This is a genomic window from Flexivirga sp., from assembly GCF_051955415.1.
Classification (GTDB): Bacteria; Actinomycetota; Actinomycetes; order Actinomycetales; family Dermatophilaceae; genus Flexivirga.
This window is the reverse complement of sequence record NZ_JBQCGS010000024.1, coordinates 16,525-37,040: the sequence shown is the minus strand read 5'-3', so window position 1 is coordinate 37,040 and position 20,516 is coordinate 16,525. Positions and strand designations below refer to the sequence as shown.

Genomic DNA, 20,516 nt, shown 5'->3' with positions numbered 1-20,516 from the left:
CCGCTCGCCGTCCCTCCTCGCCGGACGACCAGCGAGGACAGACGGGAGACACCGCACGTGGCCATACACGTCACCAAACGCGACGGTTCGCGCGAGCCGTATGACGCAGACCGCATCAACCGGGCGATCGAGAGGGCGGCCGACGGCCTGCCGAACGCCATGTCGATGACCATGCAGATCGCCTCGGAGCTGGCGATCACCCTCTTCGACGGCATCACCACCGAGCAACTCGACGAAGCCGCCATCTCGGTCGCGGTGCAGAACGTCAAGGACGACCCCGACTTCGACGTCATCGCCTCCCGTCTGCTGCTCAAGACGATCTACAAGAAGGTGCTGGGCGACTTCGAGACCCAGTCCGAGCTTGCGTTGCTGCACCAGGCGCGCTTCCCCGGCTACGTCCGCGAGTCGGTCGAGGACGGGCTCTTCGATCCCCGGCTGGCGTCGGCGTTCAACCTGGAGCAGCTCGCGGCCGCGCTCGACCACCACCTGGACGACGGACTGCGCTACATCGGCATCGTCACCCTCAAGAACCGTTACATGGCAACGGATTCCAGTCGTCGACCGCTCGAGGTCCCGGCATACTTCTGGATGCGTGTCGCGATGGGTATGTCGGTGGGCGAGAAGGACCCGACCCAGGCCGCGATCGGCTTCTACCGCAAGATGGCGTCGCTGGACTACCTGGCGGCCGGCTCGACGCTGGTCAACGCCGGCACCGTCACCCCGCAACTGTCCAACTGCTTCGTGATGCAGATGGACGACGACATCGAGCACATCGCCAAGTCGATGCGCGACGTCATGTGGCTGACCAAGGGCACCGGCGGCATCGGCCTCTCGGTCTCCAAACTGCGCTCGGAAGGCAGTCCGATCCGCAGCAACAACACCTCGTCCACCGGGCCGATCCCCTTCATGCACACCATCGACTCGATCCTGCGGGCCGTCTCCCGCGGCGGGAAGAAGTTCGGGGCGCTGTGCTTCTACATGGAGAACTGGCACCTGGACTTCCCGCAATTCATCGATCTGCGGCAGAACGCCGGCGACCCCTACCGACGCACCCGGACCGCCAACACCGCGGTCTGGCTGTCCGACGAGTTCATGAAGCGCGTCGTCGCCGATGACGACTGGTATCTCTTCGACCCGCTGGAGACCCCGGACCTGGTGGAGCTGGTCGGCGACGACTTCTCCCGCCGCTACCAGGAGTATGCCGCTCTGGCCGAGGCCGGGAAGCTGCGCTCCTTCAAGAAGATCCGCGCCCGCGCGCAGTGGAGGTCGATCCTGGTCTCGCTGCAGACGACCTCGCACCCGTGGCTGACATGGAAAGACACCGTCAACCAGCGCGCGCTCAACGACAACACCGGCACGATCCACCTGTCGAACCTGTGCACCGAGATCACGCTGCCGCAGGACCGCGACAACGTGTCGGTGTGCAACCTGGCCTCGATCAACCTCTCGCGACACCTGAATGCGGACGGCGAATGGGACTGGGACCGACTCGCCGAGTCCGCCCGTCTCGCCGTGCGTCAGCTGGACAACCTGATCGACATCACGCGCTCCTCGGTGCCCGAGTCGGAGCACTCCAATGACCGGAACCGCGCGATCGGCCTGGGAATCATGGGCTTCACCGACGTGGTGGAGAAGTTGGGCCTGTCCTACGCCTCGGAGGAGGCGGCCGACCTGATCGACCGGCTGACCGAGTTCATCAGCTGGCACGCCATCGACGCATCGTGTGATCTGGCGGTCGAGCGCGGCGCCTACCCCAACTTCCCGGGATCCGGCTGGTCCCGCGGTCTGGTGCCGATCGACACCCTGGAGACGCTCGAGAAGCGTCGTGGCGTCGAGGTCGACGTGCCGCGGACCGCACGCCTGGACTGGGACGCGTTGCGTGCCCGCGTCCGCGACGGCGTCCGCAACGCCACGCTCATGGCCATCGCACCGACGGCGTCGATCGGCCTGGTCGCCGGCACCACTCCCGGCCTGGATCCGCAGTTCTCCCAGCTCTTCTCGCGCACCACGTCCTCCGGCAAGTTCCTGGAGGTAAACCGCAACCTGGTGGCCGCGCTGCAGGAACGCGGCCTGTGGGACCAGGTGCGGGACGAGCTGCTGCGCTCCCGCGGTGACCTGTCCGTCGTACCCGGCGTGCCGGAGGACCTGCTGGAGGTCTTCCAGACTTCCTTCCAGCTGCCGGCCACGGCATACCTGCAGGTCGCCTCCCGGGCGCAGAAGTGGATCGATCAGGCGATCAGCCGCAACATCTACCTGGAGTCGCGGGACATCGGTGGCATGAGCGACCTGTATGTCGACGCGTGGCGCAAGGGTGTCAAGACGACCTACTACCTGCACATGAAACCGCGCCACCGCGCGGAGCAGTCGACCGTCAAGGTCAACAAGGCCGTCGAAAGCGGCCGGGCCGGAAGCGGATTCGGCTTTGCGCGCAAGGCAGCGACGCACCCGCCCGAGCAGGCAGAAACCCCGAAGACCGCGCCGGTCGCCGAATTCGAAGAGGGCTTCACCTGCCCCACCGACCCCCAGGAACTTCTCGAATGCGAGGCATGCCAATGACATCCACCACTCCCGACACCCAGACGTCCATCCTCGGCACCGGCATCCAGGACGGCCTGTTGCTCAAGCCGATCCGCTACCAGTGGGCATACGACCTGTACAACCAGGCCGTCGCCAACACGTGGTTCCCGCACGAGATCCAGCTCGGGGAGGACCTCGGCGACTTCGAGCGGATGACGGACGAGGAGCGGCATGCCGTCACCTTCCTGATGAGCTACTTCAACCCCAACGAGCTGCTGGTCAACAAGGCGCTGGCGTTCGGCGTCTACCCGTATGTCGGCGCGCCCGAGGCACACCTCTACCTGGCCAAGCAGATGTGGGAGGAGGCCAACCACTGCATGGCGTTCGAATACGTGCTGGAGACCTTCCCCATCGACCGTGACGAGGCGTATGCCGCCCACGTCGACATACCGTCGATGGCCGCCAAGGAGGAGTTCGAGGTCCGCTACATCCAGCGGATGGCGGAACAGACGCTGGACATCACCACGACCGAGGGCAAGCGCGACTTCGTGCGCAACCTCGTCGCGTACAACGTTGTGCTGGAAGGCATCTGGTTCTACAGCGGCTTCATGGTGGCGCTGAGCTTCCGGCAGCGGAACCTGCTGCGCAACTTCGGCTCGCTGATCGACTGGATCGTGCGCGACGAGTCGCTGCACCTGAAGTTCGGGATCAACCTCATCCTCACTGTGCTCGAGGAGAACCCCGACCTGCAGACTCAGGAGTTCGCCGACGAGATCCAGCAGATGATCTTCGACGCGGTCGAGATGGAGGAGCAGTACAACCGCGACCTGCTGCCGCGCGGCATCCTCGGCCTGAACGCCGACTACATCAACACCTATGTGCGCTATCTGGCCGACCGCCGACTGGAGGAGCTGGGCTTCGGACCGCACTGGGGTGTCAGCAATCCGGCGAAGTGGATGGCGACCGCGAACGACACGCTGGAGCTGGTCAACTTCTTCGAGTCGATCAACACCAGCTACGAGGTGGACGCCCAAGCCGGATCGTAGCCGTGGGCGTGACGTCATCGAGCCGTTCGATGCGGCGCGCGAGGTCCACGCCTCGCGCGCCGAGCGGTCCGGATGCGCCGGCGTCGAGGCTGCTGCGGCTCGGCCCGGCGTTCGTCGCCGCGATCGCATATGTCGACCCGGGCAACATCGCGACCAACACGACCGCCGGCGCCCGGTACGGATTCGGGCTGCTGTGGGTCGTCCTGCTCGCGGTCGCGGCCGCCGGACCGGTGCAGTACCTGTCGGCGAAACTCGGTGCGGTCACTGGCCAGTCGATGGCGTTGGTGCTCAGCATGCGCCTCAACCGCCCGTCGCGCGTGCTCTATTGGCTGCAGGCCGAAGGCGTCGCGATCGCCACCGATCTGGCGGAAGTGGTCGGCGCCTCGATCGCCATACACCTGCTGGTCGGTATGCCGCTCTGGTGCGGCGCCGTCGTCACGGCGGTGGCCGGCGGCGGGCTCATGGTGATCCGTGACCGGGTCGGCGAGCGCGGTTTCCAGGTGGTCATGGTCGCCGGACTTGCAGTCATCGGAGCGGGATTCATCCTCGGTGTGCTGATGGGACCGTCGCCTGCCGGGCTGGATCTGCGCCCCCGGCCGGCCGACCAGCAGATGGTCCTGCTGGCGACCGGCATCGTCGGCGCGACGGTGATGCCGCACGCCATCTACCTGCACTCCGCGCTCACCACCGACCAGGGCGGCACGTCGCGCCGCAGGTTGCGGGACAACCGGATCGACGTCACGTTGGCGATGCTGGTGGCCGGGACGGTGAACGTCTCGATGCTGGTGCTCGGCGCCACTGCCCTACGCGGACACCAGGACGAGGACTTCGCAGCACTCGCCCACGCGCTGGCCGACCGGGTCGGGGACGGCGCCCGGACCGGGTTCATCCTCGCGCTGCTCGTCAGCGGCATCACCTCGACCGCTGTCGGGATCCGGTCCGGCGAGGTCGTGATGGCCGGACTACTACGCCGGCGGGTCCCGGTGGCGGCACGCCGGATCGCCGTCCTCGTCCCGTCGGTCGCGCTGCTCGCGTGCGGCATACCGCCGGTCGACCTGTTGGTCTGGTCTCAGGTCGCGCTCGCGATCGGACTGCCGATGGCCCTCATCCCCCTCGTCCGGCTCACCTCGTCCCGTGCCGTGATGGGCGTATGGCGCAACCACCCCGCCATGACGGCTGCGTGCTGGGCCGTGGTGGGGGTGGTGGTCACGCTGGACCTGGCCCTGCTCGCCATACCGCTGCTCGGCGCGTGACTGCTGCGCCGCAGCCGACGTGTGACAGTCTCGGAGCATGACTACTGCAGCACCGAAGCCGGCACCGCGCCGACGGGGCCGGCCAGGCAAGGACCAGGCGACCGTGCTGCGGGAGGCCATCGAGTTGTTCAACCTGCAGGGGTATGACGCCACCAGCATGGGTGACCTGGCCAGTCGCCTTGGGTTCACCAAATCCGCTCTCTACCACCATGTTCCGAGCAAGGAGCATCTGCTCCAACAAGCTCTCGACGAGGCGCTGGACAACCTGGCCGAAGCCGTTGCCGCAGCCCGCGCGGATCGCTCGGTGTCCGCGCTGGAGCGGTTGCGTCGTGCCGTCCGGGGCAGCGTCGACGTGCTCATCAGCCACCTGCCTGCCGTGACGCTGCTGCTTCGCGTCCGCGGCAACAGCCCCGCCGAGGTTGCCGCGCTGAAGCGGCGGCGCGAACTGGACGCCGAGCTCGCGCAGCTCGTCGCGGAGGCGGCCGACGAGGGCGGCATACGCACCGACATCCCTGCCGACCTGATCAGCCGGCTGCTCTTCGGCATGGTCAACTCGCTCACCGAATGGGTGCGCCCCGGCGGCCGGATCAGTCCCGACACCATCGCCGACGCACTGACGACGATTGCCTTCGAAGGGCTGCTCACGGCCTGAGCAACAGTCAGTCCAGCTCGACCGACGCGGGGAACACCTCGGCCAGCACGGCACGGCAGGCACGCACACCGGGCGTCTGCACACTCGACTTGCGCACCGAGGTGAAGACCGAACGACGTGGCGCGCCGGGCAACTCGATCAGCCGGGCGGCCGGACGGCGACGGACCAGCATGAGGTCGGGCACCACGGCGACCGCGCTGCCGGACTCGATCAGCGCGATGTGAGCCTCCAGATCGTCGGTCTCGAAACGCACGTCCGGCTCGAAGCCGGACTGCCGGCACAGCTGCTCGGCCCAATGCCGCGATGCCGCTCCCGGTGGCTCCATCACCCACGGCAGTGTGCGCGCATCGGCGATCGAGCACACCTGGTCGAAGCCGTGCCTGTGGGCCGGCACGGCGAGGTGCAGCGAATCCGTGGTGAGCGGCACCCGGTCGAGCGAGGGATAGCGCGGCGCCGCGTGGTTGGGATACTGCTCGGCGATCACCAGGTCGAACTCGTGCGCTGCGGTCTCCCGCAACCCCTCCTCCGGTTCGCGCTGCGACATGGTGACCCGCAGCCGAGGATGCGCGGCGGCCAGCTCGGCCAGCAGCCGCGGCATGAAGGCGACGGCGGCCGACTGGAAGACCGCGATCCGCAACGTGCCCGACGCTTCTCCGGAGACGCCGATGGCGGCGCTCTCGGCCTCCTCCAACTGGCTGAGGATGCGCTCGGTGTGCTCGACCAGCACCTCCGCGGCCGGCGTCAGCTCCAGGCGGCGGCCGGCCTTGCGCAACAGCGGCACCCCGACCTCGCGTTCGAGCTGGCTGAGTTGCTGGGACACGGAGGAGGGGCTCAGGTGCAGCGCTTCGGCCACTTCCGCGATGGTGCCGCGGCTGCTCAGCTCGCGCAGCAGCCGCAGTCGTCGCACTTCGAGCATACTTAAGGTTAGCCGAAGTGAATACGTCGGAAAACGTCGCTTTACCCGAAGTGAGCCACGCCGGATACTCGGATCGAAGCACTTTGCCCGGACAGAATTCAGAGGTATCCCGTGACCAGCATTCCCGTGGACCCGCAACTCGTCGCCGAAGTGGAGACACAGGTGAAGGCCTGGCTCGACGCCTCGGCCAGCACACCGGTCCACCCGTCGGCGACCCGGCTCGCCGAGGTGCTCAAGGACCCCAAGGGGCTGCAGTTCACCGTCGGTTTCGTCGACCGGGTCGTCCGCCCGGAGGACTTCGGGGTCGCTGCGCAGGCCTTGCGCGAGATCGTCGCCGACACACCGCAGTTCCTGCCCTGGTACCAGCGCGCCGCGCTGCAGTCCGGTGCGAAGCTGTCCGGCACGGCGCCCGGTGTCGTCATACCGATCGCCCGGAAGGTGTTGCGGCGCATGGTCGGTCACCTGCTCATCGACGCGACCGACTCCAAACTGGGCGGGCAGATCGCCCGCATCAAGAAGCGCGGTGTCAAGCTCAACATCAATCTGCTGGGCGAGGCCGTCCTCGGTGAGGCCGAGGCGGGTCGCCGGTATGACGGCACCCGCCGGCTGCTCGAGCGGCCGGATGTCGACTACGTGTCGATCAAGGCGTCCTCTCCGGTCGCACCGCACTCCCCCTGGTCCCACGACCAGGCCGTCGCCCACGTCGTGGACCGGCTGCTGCCGCTGTATCAGTACGCGGCTTCCCAAAGCGGAAGCGGCACACCGAAATTCATCAACCTGGACATGGAGGAATACCACGACCTGGCGATTACGGTCGACGTCTTCACCCAGTTGCTGGACCGGCCCGAGCTGCTCGACCTGGAGGCCGGCATCGTGCTGCAGGCCTACTTGCCCGACGCCCTCTCGGAGATGATCAAGCTGCAGGAGTGGGCAGCCGCGCGACGGGCACGTGGCGGCGCGCCGATCAAGGTGCGACTCGTCAAGGGTGCCAACCTGCCGATGGAACGCGCCCAGAGCTCGCTCTTCGGCTGGCCGCTGGCGACCTGGGGCAGCAAGCGGGAGACCGACACGTCATACCTCAGCGTCCTGGACTACGCCCTGCAGCCGGAGCGCACTGCCAACGTCCGCATCGGGGTCGCCGGCCACAACCTCTTCGACGTCGCCTATGCGTGGATCCTCGCTGGGCGCAGGGGGGTTCGGGACGGCATCGAGTTCGAGATGCTGCTCGGTATGGCGGAAGGCCAGGCCGAGGCGGTCCGCGCAACCGTCGGCGATCTGCTCCTCTACGTGCCGGTGGTGCACCCGAAGGACTTCGACGTGGCGATCTCCTACCTCGTGCGTCGACTCGAGGAGGGTGCCAGCCAGGACAACTTCATGTCGGCGGTGTTCGACCTGCACGACAGCGCCGAGCTCTACCAGCGTGAGAAGGACCGATTCGTCGCCTCGCTCGCCGCGTTGACCGACGACGTGCCGGCGCCGCACCGGGTGCAGGACCGACGCCGCCCGGTGCCGGAAGCACCACTGACCCGGTTCGCGAACACGCCCGACACCGACCCCTCGCTGCTCGGCAACCGGATCTGGGGTGCCGAGATCATCGACCGGATCGCGTCCTCGCAGTTGGGCGTCGACCTGGTGTCGGCGCACTCCGTGCAGGACACGGCCGCCGTCGAGTCGATCATCGACGAGACGAGGACGGCCGGCGCGTCCTGGGGTGCCCGGCCGGCGGCCGAACGTGCCGCGATCCTGCGGTCGGCAGCCACCCACTTCGAGCAGCACCGCGGTGACCTGCTCGAGGTCGCCGGGTCGGAGTGCGGCAAGACGCTCGACCAGGCCGACCCCGAGGTCTCCGAGGCCATCGACTTCCTCAACTACTACGCCGACCTGGCCGAGCAACTCGAGCAGGTCGACGGCGCCGTGCCCCACCCGGTGAACCTCACCCTGGTCGTGCCACCGTGGAACTTCCCGCTGGCCATTCCCACCGGCGGTATGGCGGCCGCGCTCGCCGCAGGTTCGGCAGTGATCGTCAAGCCGGCCCCGCAGGCTGCTCGCTGCGGCTCGGTGCTGGCCGAGATCCTGTGGGCCGCAGGCGTTCCCGAGGATGTGCTGCGCCTGGTCCACGTCCCGGAGAACGAGGTCGGGCGGACGCTGGTCTCCTCGCCGAAGGTCGACCGGCTCATCCTGACCGGCGCGTTCGACACCGCGGCGCTGTTCCGTAGCTTCCGTCCCGACCTGCCACTGCTCGCCGAGACCTCCGGCAAGAACTCGATGATCGTCACGCCCAACGCCGACCTCGACCTCGCGGTCAAGGACCTGGTCAACTCGGCGTTCGGGCACGCCGGGCAGAAGTGCTCGGCCGCGTCGCTCGGCATCCTGGTCGGCTCGGTCGCGCACTCCGAGCGCTTCCGGACCCAGCTCATCGACGCCGTCACGTCGCTGAAGGTGGGCCTGCCCAGCGACCCCACGACACAGATGGGTCCGATCATCGAGCCGGCGAGCGGCAAGCTGCACAAGGCGCTGACGACCCTGGACCCGGGCGAGACCTGGCTGGTGAAGCCGCGGCAACTCGACGACGAGGGCCGGCTGTGGTCGCCGGGCGTGAAGACGGGCGTGCGGCGTGGATCCGAATACCATCTGACCGAATACTTCGGTCCGGTGCTCGGTCTGATCGAGGCGGCCGACCTGGACGAGGCCATCGCCATACAGAACGAGACCGACTACGGCCTGACCGCCGGCCTGCACTCGCTGGAGCGCAGCGAGCTGGATACCTGGATCGACCGTGTCGAGGCGGGCAACGCCTACGTCAACCGCACGACCGTCGGCGCAATCGTCCGACGGCAGCCGTTCGGCGGGTGGAAGAAGTCGGCCGTCGGTGCGGGCACCAAGGCCGGTGGGCCGAACTACCTCGTCGGCCTCACCGACTGGACGCCGCGTATGGCGAGCGAGTCGGCCGAGATCTCCGACACCGTGCGCCGGTTCGTCGAGGCGTCCGGCCTGACCGGGGACGACGCCGAATACGTGCGCCGCGCCGCGGGGTCGGACGCACTTGCGTGGCAGCAGGAGTTCGGCACGGCCAAGGACGTCTCCGGCCTGCTGGCGGAGAAGAACGTCTTCCGCTACCGCCCGGTGCCGGTGACCATCCGGGTGGAGGCGACGGAGCCGGCGCAACTGGTGCGCCTCGTCGCCGCCGGGCTGACGGCCGGTGCTCCGGTGACCGTGTCGCTCGGGGTCGACCTCGAAGCCCGCCTGCGAAGTGCTCTGACCTCGGCGGGCGTGACGGTCCGCGAGGAGGACCAGGACGCGTGGGCCGCTCGGCTGCGCGGCGCCGATGCGCCGCACCGCGTCCGGTTGATCGGCGGCACCCGGGAGGGCTTCGCCACGGCGAGCGAGGGTCGCGCGGACATCGCACTCTACGCACAACCGGTGCTGGAGGCGGGCCGGATCGAGTTGCTGACCTTCCTGCACGAGCAGGCCGTCGCCGTCACGGCGCACCGCTTCGGTTCACCGACGCCGCTGGCGGAGGACCTCTTCTAGATCTGCGCCGACGGACCGCCTCGGCCCTGCAGGGATCGCGCCACGGCGCGATCCCTGCAGGGCCGAAGTCGTCGGAGCTACTTCTCGGTGGTCCAGTCGTAGAAACCCTGACCGGTCTTGCGGCCGAGGTGCCCGGCGGCGACCTTGTCGCGCAACACCTGCGGTGGGGCGAAACGCGGGCCGAGCTCTTGCTCCAGGTGTTCGGCGATGGCGAGGCGGACATCGAGGCCGACCAGGTCGGTCGTGCGGAGAGGCCCGACCGGGTGCCGGTAGCCGAGGGTCATCGCGGTGTCGATGTCCTCCGCCGTCGCCACACCTTCGTCGAGCATCCGCATCGCCTCCAGCGCGATCGCGACGCCCAGCCGACTGCTGGCGAAACCCGGCGAATCCCGCACCGTCACAGCGGTTTTGCCGATGGCGGCGACCCAGCCCTGCGCGGCCCGCACCAGGTCGTCCGCCGTGGTGTCTGCCACCACGATCTCGACCAGCGAGCTGCTGGGCACCGGGTTGAAGAAATGCAGGCCGATCAACCGGGTCGGATCCGGCAGGCGGTCCGCCAGCGCGGTGACCGACAGCGAGCTGGTGTTGGTGGCGAGTACGGCGCCGGGCGCCAGCCCGGCGACGTCACCGAGCACCTGCGCCTTCAACTCCGCATCCTCCGGGACCGCCTCGATGACCAGGCCGCACCGGGTCAGTGCCTCCCGGTCGGTCGCCATACGCAGGTCACCGTGCGCGGTCTGGCCGCGTTCCGCGGACTTGGCGAGGCTGCGCTCGATCCGCTCGCGACCGGCGATCGCGGCGTCGTCGCTGCCCTCCAGCACCACGACGTCTGCGCCGCCGAGCAGGAAGGCGTGGGCGATGCCGGCTCCCATCCGGCCGGCGCCGATGACGCCGATGCTTGCGGGGAGAACGTCCTTGGTCACTTCGTGCGCTCCTTGCGCTCCAGGAAGGCGGTCATCCGTTGGTATTTCTCCTCGGTCTCGAAGAGCACCGCCTGTGCGATGTCATCGATGAGTGGGTGCGCCTCGCGGGGAGCATGGAAGACCGACTTGGTCAACCGCACGGCCTGCGGTGCCTGTCGCGCGATCCGGTCGGCCAGCGCCGCCCCGGCTGCCTCGAGCTGATCCGGTTCCACCACGTCGTTGAGGAGTCGGCAACCGAGCGCCTCCTGCGCGGTCAGGACCCGCCCGGCCAGCAGGATCTCCTTGGCCAGCGGTTCACCGACGAGCTCGGCCAGTCGCCAGGACGCGCCGGCGGCGGCGAGGATGCCGAGACCGGGCTCCGGGTTGCCGATCTTGACCGACGGCGTGCCGATCCGGAAGTCGCAGGCGTAGGCGAGTTCCGCTCCACCGCCGAGCGCGTAGCCGTCGATGAGTGCGATCACCGGCATCGGCAGCTTGCGGATGCGGTCGAAGATGCCGGAGTTAATCCCCTGCAGTGCGTCCTCCCGGCGTCGTTCGCGCAGCTGCCGGATATCGGCTCCCGCAGCGAAGATGCCGCCACTGCCGGTGATCAGTGCGATCCGCGGCTGTCGTTCCAGCAGAGCACAGGCGTCGTGCAACGCCGCGACGGTGTCGGCGTCGATGGCATTGCGCACCTCCGGCCGGTTCAGCCGTATGACGAGCCGGTCCTCCCGCTCGTCCAGCTCGACGGCGCTCATGCCGTTTCCAGCAGCAGCGCGGAGCCCTGGCCCACGCCGACGCACATGGTGGCCAGCCCGCGGGTGCCGCCGGTGTCGCGCATCCGCCGCAACAGGGTGACCACCAGCCGGGTGCCCGAGCAGCCGAGCGGATGTCCCAGCGCGATGGCGCCGCCGTCGGAGTTGACGATGTCGGCGTCCAGTGCCAGATCGCGCATGCACGCGATCGACTGCGAGGCGAACGCTTCGTTGAGTTCGATCGCATCCAGCGAATCCACTTGCCAGCCCGCGCGATCGAGCGCCTTACGAGTCGCCGGGACCGGCCCGATGCCCATGATTTCCGGCGCGACGCCGGCGCTGGCCCCGGCGACGATGCGGGCCTTCGGCTGCACGCCGGTCTCGGCCAGGAACTTCTCGGAGACGACCACGACCGCTGCGGCTCCGTCGTTCAGCGACGAGGAATTGCCGGCGGTGATCAATCCGTCCGGCTTGTTGACCGGTCGCAGCGTGGCCAGCTTCTCGGCGGTGGTGTCCGGTCGGGGCCCCTCGTCCCGGGTGACCTCACCGACCGCGACGATCTCGTCGTCGAACCTGCCGGCGTCGCGCGCCGCGACCGCCCGCTGGTGCGACTGCAGCGCGAAGGCATCCATCTCCTCGCGGGTCAGCTGCCACTGCTCGGCGACGCGCTCGGCGGTCTGCGGCATCGACAGCGTCGTGTCCGCATCGAACCGCGGGTTGGTGAAGCGCCAGCCGATCGAGGTGTCGAAGCTGGCACCGGGTTTGGCCCACGGGCGAGACGGTTTGGCCTGCACCCAGGGCGCCCGGGTCATCGACTCGACACCGCCGGCGACCACGACATCAGCGTCGCCGGCGGCGATCATCTGCCGTGCCAGCGTGATCGACGTCAGTCCCGAGGCGCAGAGCCGGTTGACGGTGAACCCGGGGATGCGCTGCGGCAGACCGGCCAGCAGCACCGCCATACGAGCGACGTTGCGGTTGTCCTCACCGGCCTGGTTGGCGGCGCCGAGGATGACCTCGTCGATGCGCTCGGGGTCGATGCCGGAGCGCCGCACGACGTCGCCGACGACCAGCGCGGCGAGGTCGTCGGGTCGCTGCCCGGCGAGCGCCCCGCCGTACCGACCGATGGGTGTGCGAATCGCGTCGAGGACGAAGGCTTCCGGCATGCAGTGCTCCTTGGCGTTGTGGTCGGGTGGGATGGGTCAGGCGTCGAAGTCGACCGTGACGTCGTCGCTGATCGGGAAGCTCTGGCAGGTGAGGACGAATCCCTGCTCGACCTCGGCGTCCTCCAGCGCGTAGTTGCGCGCCATCTCGACCTCGCCGGACGTCACCTTGGCGCGACAGGTGCCGCAGACGCCGCCCTTACAGGCGAACGGCATGTCGGGCCGTTTCTGTTGCGCGGAATCCAGCACGGTGCTGGTCCTGGGCACGGCGGCAGTGGTGCTGCGGCCGTCGAGCACCACCGTCAGCGACGCGGTTTCGCCCTCCACGACCGCGTCGGCGTGCCGCAGTTGCGGCGGCGGCGCGTCGACGTAGAACAGCTCGTAATGGATCCGGTCCTGCGGGACGCCGAGCTCCGCCAGGGCTGCCCGGGTCTCCTGCAACATCTCCATCGGACCGCACAGCCAGACATGGTCGATCGACGGCAGCGGCACGAGTTCCCGCAGGATGGTCCGCAGCCGCTCGCCCTCGAGTCGGCCGGAGAACAACTCGACGTCGCGCGGCTCACGGGAGAGCACGTGGATCAGGTCGAAACGTTGGTGATGGGCGTTCTTCAGATCCGCGAGCTCCTCGGCGAACATCACCGTGTTCGTCGTCCGATTGCCGTAGAGCACGGTGACGGTGGAGTCCGGGTGGCCGACCACCGATGCGGCGATGGACAGCATCGGTGTGATGCCGGACCCGGCAGCGATGCACAGATGACGCGCCGGCTGGTCCGGATCGGCCCGGAAACTCCCACTCGGGCGCTGCACCTCGACGGTGTCGCCGGGGCGGATGTCGCGGACCAGCCAGCGGGAGAAGAGTCCGTCCGGGATCTCGCGCACCCCGATCCGTGGCAGGCTGCCGGCCGGAGAACTGATCGAGTAGGTGCGCCGATGCTCGACGCCGTCGACGACCCGGCGCAACGTCAGCGCCTGCCCTGGGGCGAAAGCGAATTCGTCCTTCAGCTCGTCCGGCACGTCGAATGTCACGGCGACGGCGTCTTCGGTCAGTTGCTCGATGTCCAGCACCAGCAGCGGGTGGAACGGCGCGGTGCGCGCGTTGATGTTGGCCTCGGGTGCGATGGTCATTCAGATTTCCTTCAGGTGGTCGAAGGGCTCACCGCAGGCACGGCAGCGGTAGAGCGCCTTGCACGCGGTGCTCCCGAACTCACTGGTCACCTGGGTGTCGCCGGACCCGCACTGCGGGCACTGTATGGCGCGCCGGGTGGGCGCGAGAGTCAGCACGACCGGGCCGCGTGGCGCTTGCCCGGGCGGCGATATGCCGTTGTCCGCCAACGCCTTCCGCCCTGCCTCGCTGATCCAGTCGGTGGTCCAGGGCGGGCTGAGCTCGACGCGCACGCGCACCGACTCGAACCCGGCATCGGTCAACCGGTGCACGAGGTCGTCGCGCATCGTCGCCATCGCGGGGCAACCGGAGTATGTCGGTGTGATCGCCACCACGACCGTGCCGTCGTCGTCGATCGCGACGTCGCGCAGCACCCCGAGGTCGGCGAGCGTGAGCATCGGCAGCTCCGGGTCGGTGACCTCGGATGCGATGGCCCGGGCGCGCTCTGCCGCAGTGGCTTCCAGTGTTGCCATCATCCGGTCACCACCGGCCCATCGGATGCGCGCGGGCGACGACCTGCATCTCGGCGAGCATCAGGCTCAGCGCCTCGGAATGCATGCCCTGCCGGCCGGTACGGCCACGCACGCCGGCGAGTGCCGGTCCGTCCGGTGGAGTCATACCGGCGACGGCCAGGACCTGATCGATGACGACGTCCATCTCGTCGGCGACCGCGGCGGGGTCGACACCGACGTGTGCCTCGACCTCGGTCGAGGCCTGCAGCTCAGGGATCAGCGGCCACACCGATGTCATCGCATCGGTCAGCCGGCGGTGCGACTCCTCGGTGCCCCGGGCGAGCGTCACGAACCAGCGGCCGGCGAAATCCCGGTGGTAGGCAAGCTCTCTCACGCCCTTGGCGGCAATCGCTGCGATCACCGCGTCTGCGTGGCTCACCAATCGCTGCAGGATCGTCAAGCGCCAGGTCGACATGACCAGCAGTCGGGCGACCAGCTCGGCGAAGTCACCGTTCGGGACCTCGGCCAGCCGGACGTTGCGGAAGGCGTCGGCGTCGCGGAAGTAGGCCAGCCGGTCCTCGTCGGGCACCGGGGAACCCTCGGGCAGCACCGGCACGAGCGAAGGGTCCGCCGCCGCTGCCCTGGCGAGCAGCAGTCGCGCCTGGCCGACGAGGTCGAGCGCGATGTTGGCGATCGCGATGTCCTCCTCGAGGTCGGGCGCGCGGCTGGTCCACTCCGAGAGCCGCTGCGCGTAGACCAGGGCGTCGTCGCCGAGCATCAAGCAGTACTGCGCCAATTCGGCGGCGTCGACGCCGTCCGGGATGGTCGTGTCGACGCCGGCGAGCGGGTCCTCGAAGTCGGTGCCGAACGCCCAGTGGGCGTCGTTGCCCAGCAGCCCGGCGTACGCGTTGTCGTGCTCGCCCTCGGTGTCCTGCTGAATGTGTATGTCGCTCATGGGTGACCTTTCACATATGCGGAACGTTGTCGGGGATGTCGTAGAACGTCGGGTGCCGGTAGACCTTGTCGCCGCTGGGTGCGAAGAGCGGGTCCTTCTCCTGCGGGCTCGACGCGGTGATGTCAGCCGAGCGCACCACCCATATGGACACACCCTCGTTGCGCCGGGTGTAGACGTCGCGGGCGTGCCGCAGTGCCATTTCGGCGTCCGGCGCGTGCAGCGACCCGACGTGCACGTGATTGAGGCCTCGCTTGCTGCGCACGAACACCTCGTAGAGCGGCCATTCCCGTTGGTTCTCAGGCATTTTCGGATTCCTTGGTCTCGATACGGCCTCCGCTAGCGCTCCGGCCCACTCGACCGGCGGAGTTCGCGAATGCCATGGCTGCGTCCCGCACCCAGGCACCCTCGTCGTATGCCGCCTTGCGGTGCGCCATCCGCTGCGCATTGCACGGTCCGTTGCCCTTGACCACGTGCCAGAACTCCTCCCAGTCCGGCTCGCCGTAGTCGTAGGAGCCGCGTTCCTCGTTCCACTTCAGCTCGGGGTCCGGAAAGGTCACACCCAGCGCCTCCGCCTGGGGCATCGACATGTCGACGAAGCGTTGCCGCAGTTCGTCGTTCGTATGCCGCTTGATGCCCCACTTCATCGACTGCGCGGTGTTGGGCGAGTCGCCGTCCGGCGGACCGAACATCATGAGTGCGGGCCACCAGAAGCGGTTGACCGACTCCTGCACCATCGCGCGCTGCTCGTCGGTGCCGCGCATCATCGTCATCAGCAGTTCGTAGCCCTGCCGCTGGTGGAAGGACTCCTCCTTGCAGATGCGGATCATCGCGCGCCCGTAGGGGCCGTACGACGTCCGGCACAGCGGCACCTGGTTGCAGATCGCCGCCCCGTCGACCAGCCAGCCGATGGTGCCGACATCGGCATACGTCAGGGTCGGGTAGTTGAAGATCGAGGAATACTTCTGCTTGCCGGAGATCAGCCGGCGGGTCAGCTCGTCCCGGGAGATGCCGAGTGTCTCGGTCGCCGAGTAGAGGTAGAGCCCGTGCCCCGCCTCGTCCTGCACCTTGGCCAACAACACGGCCTTGCGGCGCAGCGACGGCGCGCGGGTGATCCAGTTGCCCTCGGGCTGCATCCCGATGATCTCCGAGTGCGCGTGCTGAGCCACCTGCCGGATCAGTGTCTGGCGGTATTTCTCCGGCATCCAGTCACGCGGCTCGATGCGGTCGTTGCCGGCGATGGTCGCGTCGAACGCCTCCTGCAGGGCGTGCTCGGAAGTCTTTTCCAGAGGCGCTTGGTCAACCTGCACGGGATCCTCCTTGCGGTATTTACAGACCGAGTGGTCAGTTATTAGTCTGGCACGCAGCGCCGCCGATCGCAACGACTACTCGTAGGAGCCATCCAGTGACAGACGCACGCATGCTCGAGAGCTACGCCGCAGGTTCGTGGTTCCGGTCCGACGCCGAGGGAGATGCTCTGCTGGACGCGACCACCGGCGAGACCGTCGCCCGCATCAGCAGCCGGGGCGTGGACCTGGCCGCGATGGTCCGCCACGCCAAGCAGGTCGGTGGCCCGGCGCTGCGGGAGCTGACGTTCCACCAGCGGGCGATGCTGCTGAAGGACGTCGCGCTGACGCTGTCGCGCCCCGAGGTCAAGGAGGAGCTCTACGAGCTGTCCTACCGCACCGGTGCCACCGCCCGGGACTCGTGGGTAGACATCGACGGCGGCATCGGCACCGTCTTCAGCTACTCCAGCAAGGCCCGCCGCGAGCTGCCCAACTCGACCGTGGCCCCCGACGGCCCGCTGGAGCCGCTGAGCAAGGGCGGCATCTTCGCCGGCCAGCACGTCTTCACCTCACGCCCCGGCGTCGCGGTCGAGATCAATGCCTTCAACTTCCCGGTCTGGGGCATGCTGGAGAAGCTCGCGCCCGCGTTCATCGCCGGCCTGCCGAGCATCGTCAAGCCGGCCAGCCAGACGGCATACCTCACCGAACTCGCCGTTCGCAGGATCATCGAGGCCGGCATCCTGCCCGAGGGCACCCTGCAGTTGTTGGCCGGCAGTGCCGGCACGCTGCTCGACGAACTCACCGTGCAGGACTCGGTGGCGTTCACCGGTTCGGCGCACACCGGTGGCATCCTGCGCCGGCACGAGTCGGTGCTGACGGGCGGCGTTTCCCTCGGTGTCGAAGCCGATTCACTCAACTGCTCGGTACTCGGCACCGACGTGACGACCGACGACCCGGAGTTCGACCTGTTCGTCAAGGGCGTCGTGACGGAGATGACGGTCAAGGCCGGGCAGAAGTGCACCGCCATCCGGCGCGTCATCGTGCCCGAGCCGATGATCGACCCGGTCATCGACGCGATCAGCGCGCGCCTGGACCGCACGACCGTCGGCGATCCGCGCGACGAGTCGACCCGCATGGGACCGCTCGCGTCGCTCGCGCAACGTGACGAGGTCCGCAAGGCGATCGAGGCCCTGCGCTCGGCCGCCGACGTCGTGTATGGCGACCCCGATACCACCGTCGGCGACCCGCGCGGCGCCTTCCTGCAACCGGTGCTGCTGCGGGCGCACGCCGACGCCACCCAGGTCCACGACGTGGAGGCGTTCGGCCCCGTGGCCTCCGTCATCGGTTACGGATCCACCCAGGACGCAGTGCACCTGGCGGCTCGCGGCAAGGGCAGCCTGGTCGGCTCGGTCGTCACCCACGACCCGGACGTCGCCCGGGACCTCGTGCGCGGTGTCGCCCCGTGGCACGGGCGCATCCTGGTGCTCAACCGCGACGACGCGAAGGAATCGACCGGTCACGGTTCGCCGCTGCCGGTGCTGGTGCACGGCGGACCGGGCCGCGCCGGCGGCGGCGAGGAGCTGGGCGGTGTGCGCGGGATCCTGCACCACATGCAGCGCACCGCCATCCAGGGTTCACCGGACATGCTGACCGCCATCACCGGACGCTGGACCACCGGGTCCGCGCGCGGCACGGGCGACATACATCCGTTCCGCAAGTCGCTGGCGCAGTTGCGGATCGGCGACACCGTCGAGACCGGCAGCCGGACGATCACCGGTGCGGACATCGACGACTTCGCGGCACGGACCGGCGACACGTTCTATGCGCACACCGACCCCGAGGCAGCGGCGGCCAACCCGATCTTCGGTGGCATCGTCGCGCACGGTTACCTCATCGTGTCACTGGCCGCGGGCCTCTTCGTCGAGCCCGAGCCCGGCCCCGTGCTGGCCAACTTCGGCGTCGACAACCTGCGTTTCCTCACGCCGGTCAAGGCGGGCGACGCGATCAGCGTCCAGCTCACCGCCAAGCAGATCACTCCCCGGCAGACCGCCGACTACGGCGAGGTCCGGTGGGATTGCCTGGTCACCAACCAGGACGGCGAAGCCGTCGCGACCTACGACGTGCTCACCTTGGTCGCCAAGGAGTAGCGCCACGGACCGGCGTCACGGAGCGGACCCGCCGCTGCTCGGCCGTCAGTGGGCGGCCGGGTCCGCCGCACGGCACTCGGCGCACGTGCCGAGCAGGGCGGCGTGCTGGGCGTCCAGCTCGAAGCCGAGCTGTGTCCGCACCCGGTCGCCGATCGGACCCAGCCATTCGATCGGTATGTCGAAGAACCCCTGGCAGGTCGTGCACTGCAGGTGCGCGTGGCCGGTCCGGGCGGCCGCCGAGTGCCGCAGGTGATAGATCGTCGCACTGCCCGGCACGTGCGTGTGGGCGACGATGCCCAGCTCGGCCAGCGACTGCAACGACCGGTAGACCGTGGCACGGTGCACCCCGGGCTCGGCCTCGTCGACCCGGGTCACGATGTCCTCCGCGCACAGGTGACCGCTGGCGTCGTCGAGCACCTGCAGCACGGCCCGCCGCGCCGCGGTCACGCGCTCGCCCTTGTCCCGCAAGAGCCCGAGTGCCTCGGCCACCGCGGGTGATTCGTCGGTATGACGCATGACGCACCTCCTGGCCCCGATTCTCCACCATCGCACCGGCCCGAGCGCGTGGGTCGCCGTCCGGGGTGGACGGCCCGTCCCTCGCGGTCGGCTAGCCTTCCCACGGTGACAGCAGCACTGCCCGCGCGCCCCGCCCCGGTTCACGACGCCGCCCCGTCCGCGCCCAGAACACGTGACGCGCTCATCGACAACTCGCGCGCCGTGCTCATCGTGCTGGTCGTGCTGGGCCACATCGTGATGACCTATCACTCCGACTCACGCGCGATGGGATGGGCGCACTACTTCATCTACCTCTTCCACATGCCCGCGTTCGCCTACTTCTCGGGCAAGGTGCTGCGTTCCCCCCAGCGCGCCTTCGACAAGGCGTTCACCGCGATCTTCCCCCTGTACGTCGGCTTCAGCCTGATCCACTTCCTGGTGCGACGCTATTTCTTCGGCAGTTGGGACTGGGCGATGTGGGTCGCGCCCGGTCTGATGTGGTACCTGCTGGCCCTGCTCGTATGGCGACTCTCGCTTCCGCTCTGGGACAAGCTGCGCTGGCCGGTGCTGACCTCGCTCGCCATCGCCCTGCTGGTGCCGTTGACCAGCAGACTAGGAACCACGCTCTCCCTGGAACGCATCTTCGTGTTCGCGCCGTTCTTCCTGATGGGCCACTACACCACGTCCGAGACCGTCGAGCGGATCCGGCGGGTGCCTGCCTTCTGGGCGGCCGTTCCGCTGGTGTTCATCGCAGCGGTCGCCTGGCTCGCCGAGAAGACCGGCTTCGTCAAGATCGCCCTGCTCAACGGCAACACGCCCTATCCGCACATCGACGGCAGCAGCCTGGCGGAGATGGGTGGGCGACTGCTCGTCGTCGTGTGCACCCTCGGCGCGCTCTTCACGCTGTGGCGACTGCTGCCACGCCGGAAGGTGTTCTTCACGCACCTGGGTACCTATTCGCTGGGCATCTACACCTTGCACATGTCGTGGCCCTACGCACTGCAGAAGTGGCACCCGCATCTGGGACACCACGAGCTGCTGATCGCCGGCATCGTCCTCAGTCCCCTCGCCGTCGCGTTCTTCCTGGCCTCGCCCCCGGTGCGCGCGATCGTCGGCGGCTACGAACGAGCCTGGCGCCGACTGCTGGGGCTGCTGGGTGCTCCTGGCCCGTCCCCCCGCAAACCGGTTTACCCTTCAGACTGACAAAATGCAGTGCAGCCTCGCGCGCAGACGCCGGCTTCGCCGGCCGGCGCACTGCGCACGCACGAGACCGAACACATCGAG

General features: G+C 68.6%; 17 protein-coding genes. 7 read left to right on the top strand and 10 right to left on the bottom strand.

Annotated features, from left to right (window positions below):
• The first annotated feature begins 57 nt into the window (after positions 1–57).
• The 4 genes from ACTHL4_RS04270 to ACTHL4_RS04255 are packed head-to-tail and all read left to right on the top strand — an operon-like array spanning position 58 to position 5,468.
• The gene (locus ACTHL4_RS04270) at positions 58–2,556 is read left to right on the top strand and encodes a ribonucleoside-diphosphate reductase subunit alpha (protein ID WP_440281499.1); all 2,499 of its coding nucleotides are present in this window, start codon (positions 58–60) and stop codon (positions 2,554–2,556) included.
• Positions 2,547–3,563 (top strand): ribonucleotide-diphosphate reductase subunit beta, encoded by a 1,017-nt coding sequence (locus ACTHL4_RS04265; RefSeq protein ID WP_440281498.1) that lies wholly within the window; start codon positions 2,547–2,549, stop codon positions 3,561–3,563. Before ACTHL4_RS04270 ends, ACTHL4_RS04265 begins: the two co-directional genes overlap by 10 nt.
• A gap of 29 nt (positions 3,564–3,592) precedes the next feature.
• A complete protein-coding gene (locus ACTHL4_RS04260) occupies positions 3,593–4,816 on the top strand; it encodes an Nramp family divalent metal transporter (protein ID WP_440281497.1) in 1,224 nt (407 codons plus the stop codon).
• A 37-nt stretch (positions 4,817–4,853) separates the two neighbouring features.
• A complete protein-coding gene (locus ACTHL4_RS04255; protein WP_440281496.1) occupies positions 4,854–5,468 on the top strand; it encodes a TetR/AcrR family transcriptional regulator in 615 nt (204 codons plus the stop codon).
• Positions 5,469–5,475: 7 nt separating this feature from the next.
• On the opposite strand, the gene ACTHL4_RS04250 is transcribed toward ACTHL4_RS04255, so the two are convergent.
• Entirely contained in the window at positions 5,476–6,384 is a 909-nt protein-coding gene (locus ACTHL4_RS04250) for a LysR family transcriptional regulator (protein WP_440281495.1), read from the bottom strand.
• Between the two features lie 111 nt (positions 6,385–6,495).
• Between ACTHL4_RS04250 and ACTHL4_RS04245 the strand changes: the two genes are divergently transcribed.
• A complete protein-coding gene (locus tag ACTHL4_RS04245) occupies positions 6,496–9,915 on the top strand; it encodes a bifunctional proline dehydrogenase/L-glutamate gamma-semialdehyde dehydrogenase (protein ID WP_440281494.1) in 3,420 nt (1,139 codons plus the stop codon).
• 77 nt (positions 9,916–9,992) lie between these two features.
• Here ACTHL4_RS04245 and ACTHL4_RS04240 read toward each other — a convergent pair whose 3' ends face one another.
• The 8 genes from ACTHL4_RS04240 to paaA are packed head-to-tail and all read right to left on the bottom strand — an operon-like array spanning position 9,993 to position 16,614.
• Complete coding sequence (locus ACTHL4_RS04240; RefSeq protein WP_440281493.1) at positions 9,993–10,838, bottom strand: 3-hydroxyacyl-CoA dehydrogenase family protein; 846 nt, start codon at positions 10,836–10,838, stop codon at positions 9,993–9,995.
• Positions 10,835–11,575, bottom strand: a complete 741-nt coding sequence (locus ACTHL4_RS04235) for an enoyl-CoA hydratase/isomerase family protein (protein ID WP_440281492.1) — start codon at positions 11,573–11,575, stop codon at positions 10,835–10,837. The genes ACTHL4_RS04240 and ACTHL4_RS04235 overlap by 4 nt, the downstream gene beginning before the upstream one ends.
• Entirely contained in the window at positions 11,572–12,738 is a 1,167-nt protein-coding gene (locus ACTHL4_RS04230; RefSeq protein ID WP_440281491.1) for a thiolase family protein, read from the bottom strand. Before ACTHL4_RS04230 ends, ACTHL4_RS04235 begins: the two co-directional genes overlap by 4 nt.
• A gap of 36 nt (positions 12,739–12,774) precedes the next feature.
• Complete coding sequence (paaE, locus tag ACTHL4_RS04225) at positions 12,775–13,863, bottom strand: 1,2-phenylacetyl-CoA epoxidase subunit PaaE (protein ID WP_440281490.1); 1,089 nt, start codon at positions 13,861–13,863, stop codon at positions 12,775–12,777.
• Positions 13,864–14,376, bottom strand: coding sequence for a 1,2-phenylacetyl-CoA epoxidase subunit PaaD (gene paaD, locus ACTHL4_RS04220; protein ID WP_440281489.1), 513 nt, complete (start codon positions 14,374–14,376; stop codon positions 13,864–13,866).
• 4 nt (positions 14,377–14,380) lie between these two features.
• Complete coding sequence (gene paaC / locus ACTHL4_RS04215) at positions 14,381–15,307, bottom strand: 1,2-phenylacetyl-CoA epoxidase subunit PaaC (RefSeq protein ID WP_440281488.1); 927 nt, start codon at positions 15,305–15,307, stop codon at positions 14,381–14,383.
• A 10-nt stretch (positions 15,308–15,317) separates the two neighbouring features.
• Positions 15,318–15,611: a 1,2-phenylacetyl-CoA epoxidase subunit PaaB gene (gene paaB, locus ACTHL4_RS04210; RefSeq protein WP_440281487.1), complete on the bottom strand. Its 294-nt coding sequence runs from the start codon at positions 15,609–15,611 to the stop codon at positions 15,318–15,320.
• A complete protein-coding gene (paaA, locus tag ACTHL4_RS04205; protein WP_440281486.1) occupies positions 15,604–16,614 on the bottom strand; it encodes a 1,2-phenylacetyl-CoA epoxidase subunit PaaA in 1,011 nt (336 codons plus the stop codon). Before paaA ends, paaB begins: the two co-directional genes overlap by 8 nt.
• 110 nt (positions 16,615–16,724) lie before the next feature.
• On the opposite strand from paaA, the gene paaZ reads away from it, so the two are divergent.
• On the top strand, positions 16,725–18,737 hold the full coding sequence (gene paaZ, locus ACTHL4_RS04200) for a phenylacetic acid degradation bifunctional protein PaaZ (protein ID WP_440281519.1): 2,013 nt from the start codon (positions 16,725–16,727) through the stop codon (positions 18,735–18,737).
• 45 nt (positions 18,738–18,782) lie between these two features.
• Here paaZ and ACTHL4_RS04195 read toward each other — a convergent pair whose 3' ends face one another.
• Positions 18,783–19,253 carry a Fur family transcriptional regulator gene (locus ACTHL4_RS04195; protein ID WP_440281485.1) on the bottom strand — a complete coding sequence of 157 codons (471 nt, stop codon included), beginning with the start codon at positions 19,251–19,253 and terminating at the stop codon, positions 18,783–18,785.
• A gap of 105 nt (positions 19,254–19,358) precedes the next feature.
• Between ACTHL4_RS04195 and ACTHL4_RS04190 the strand changes: the two genes are divergently transcribed.
• Complete coding sequence (locus tag ACTHL4_RS04190; protein WP_440281484.1) at positions 19,359–20,435, top strand: acyltransferase family protein; 1,077 nt, start codon at positions 19,359–19,361, stop codon at positions 20,433–20,435.
• The last annotated feature ends 81 nt before the right edge of the window (positions 20,436–20,516 follow it).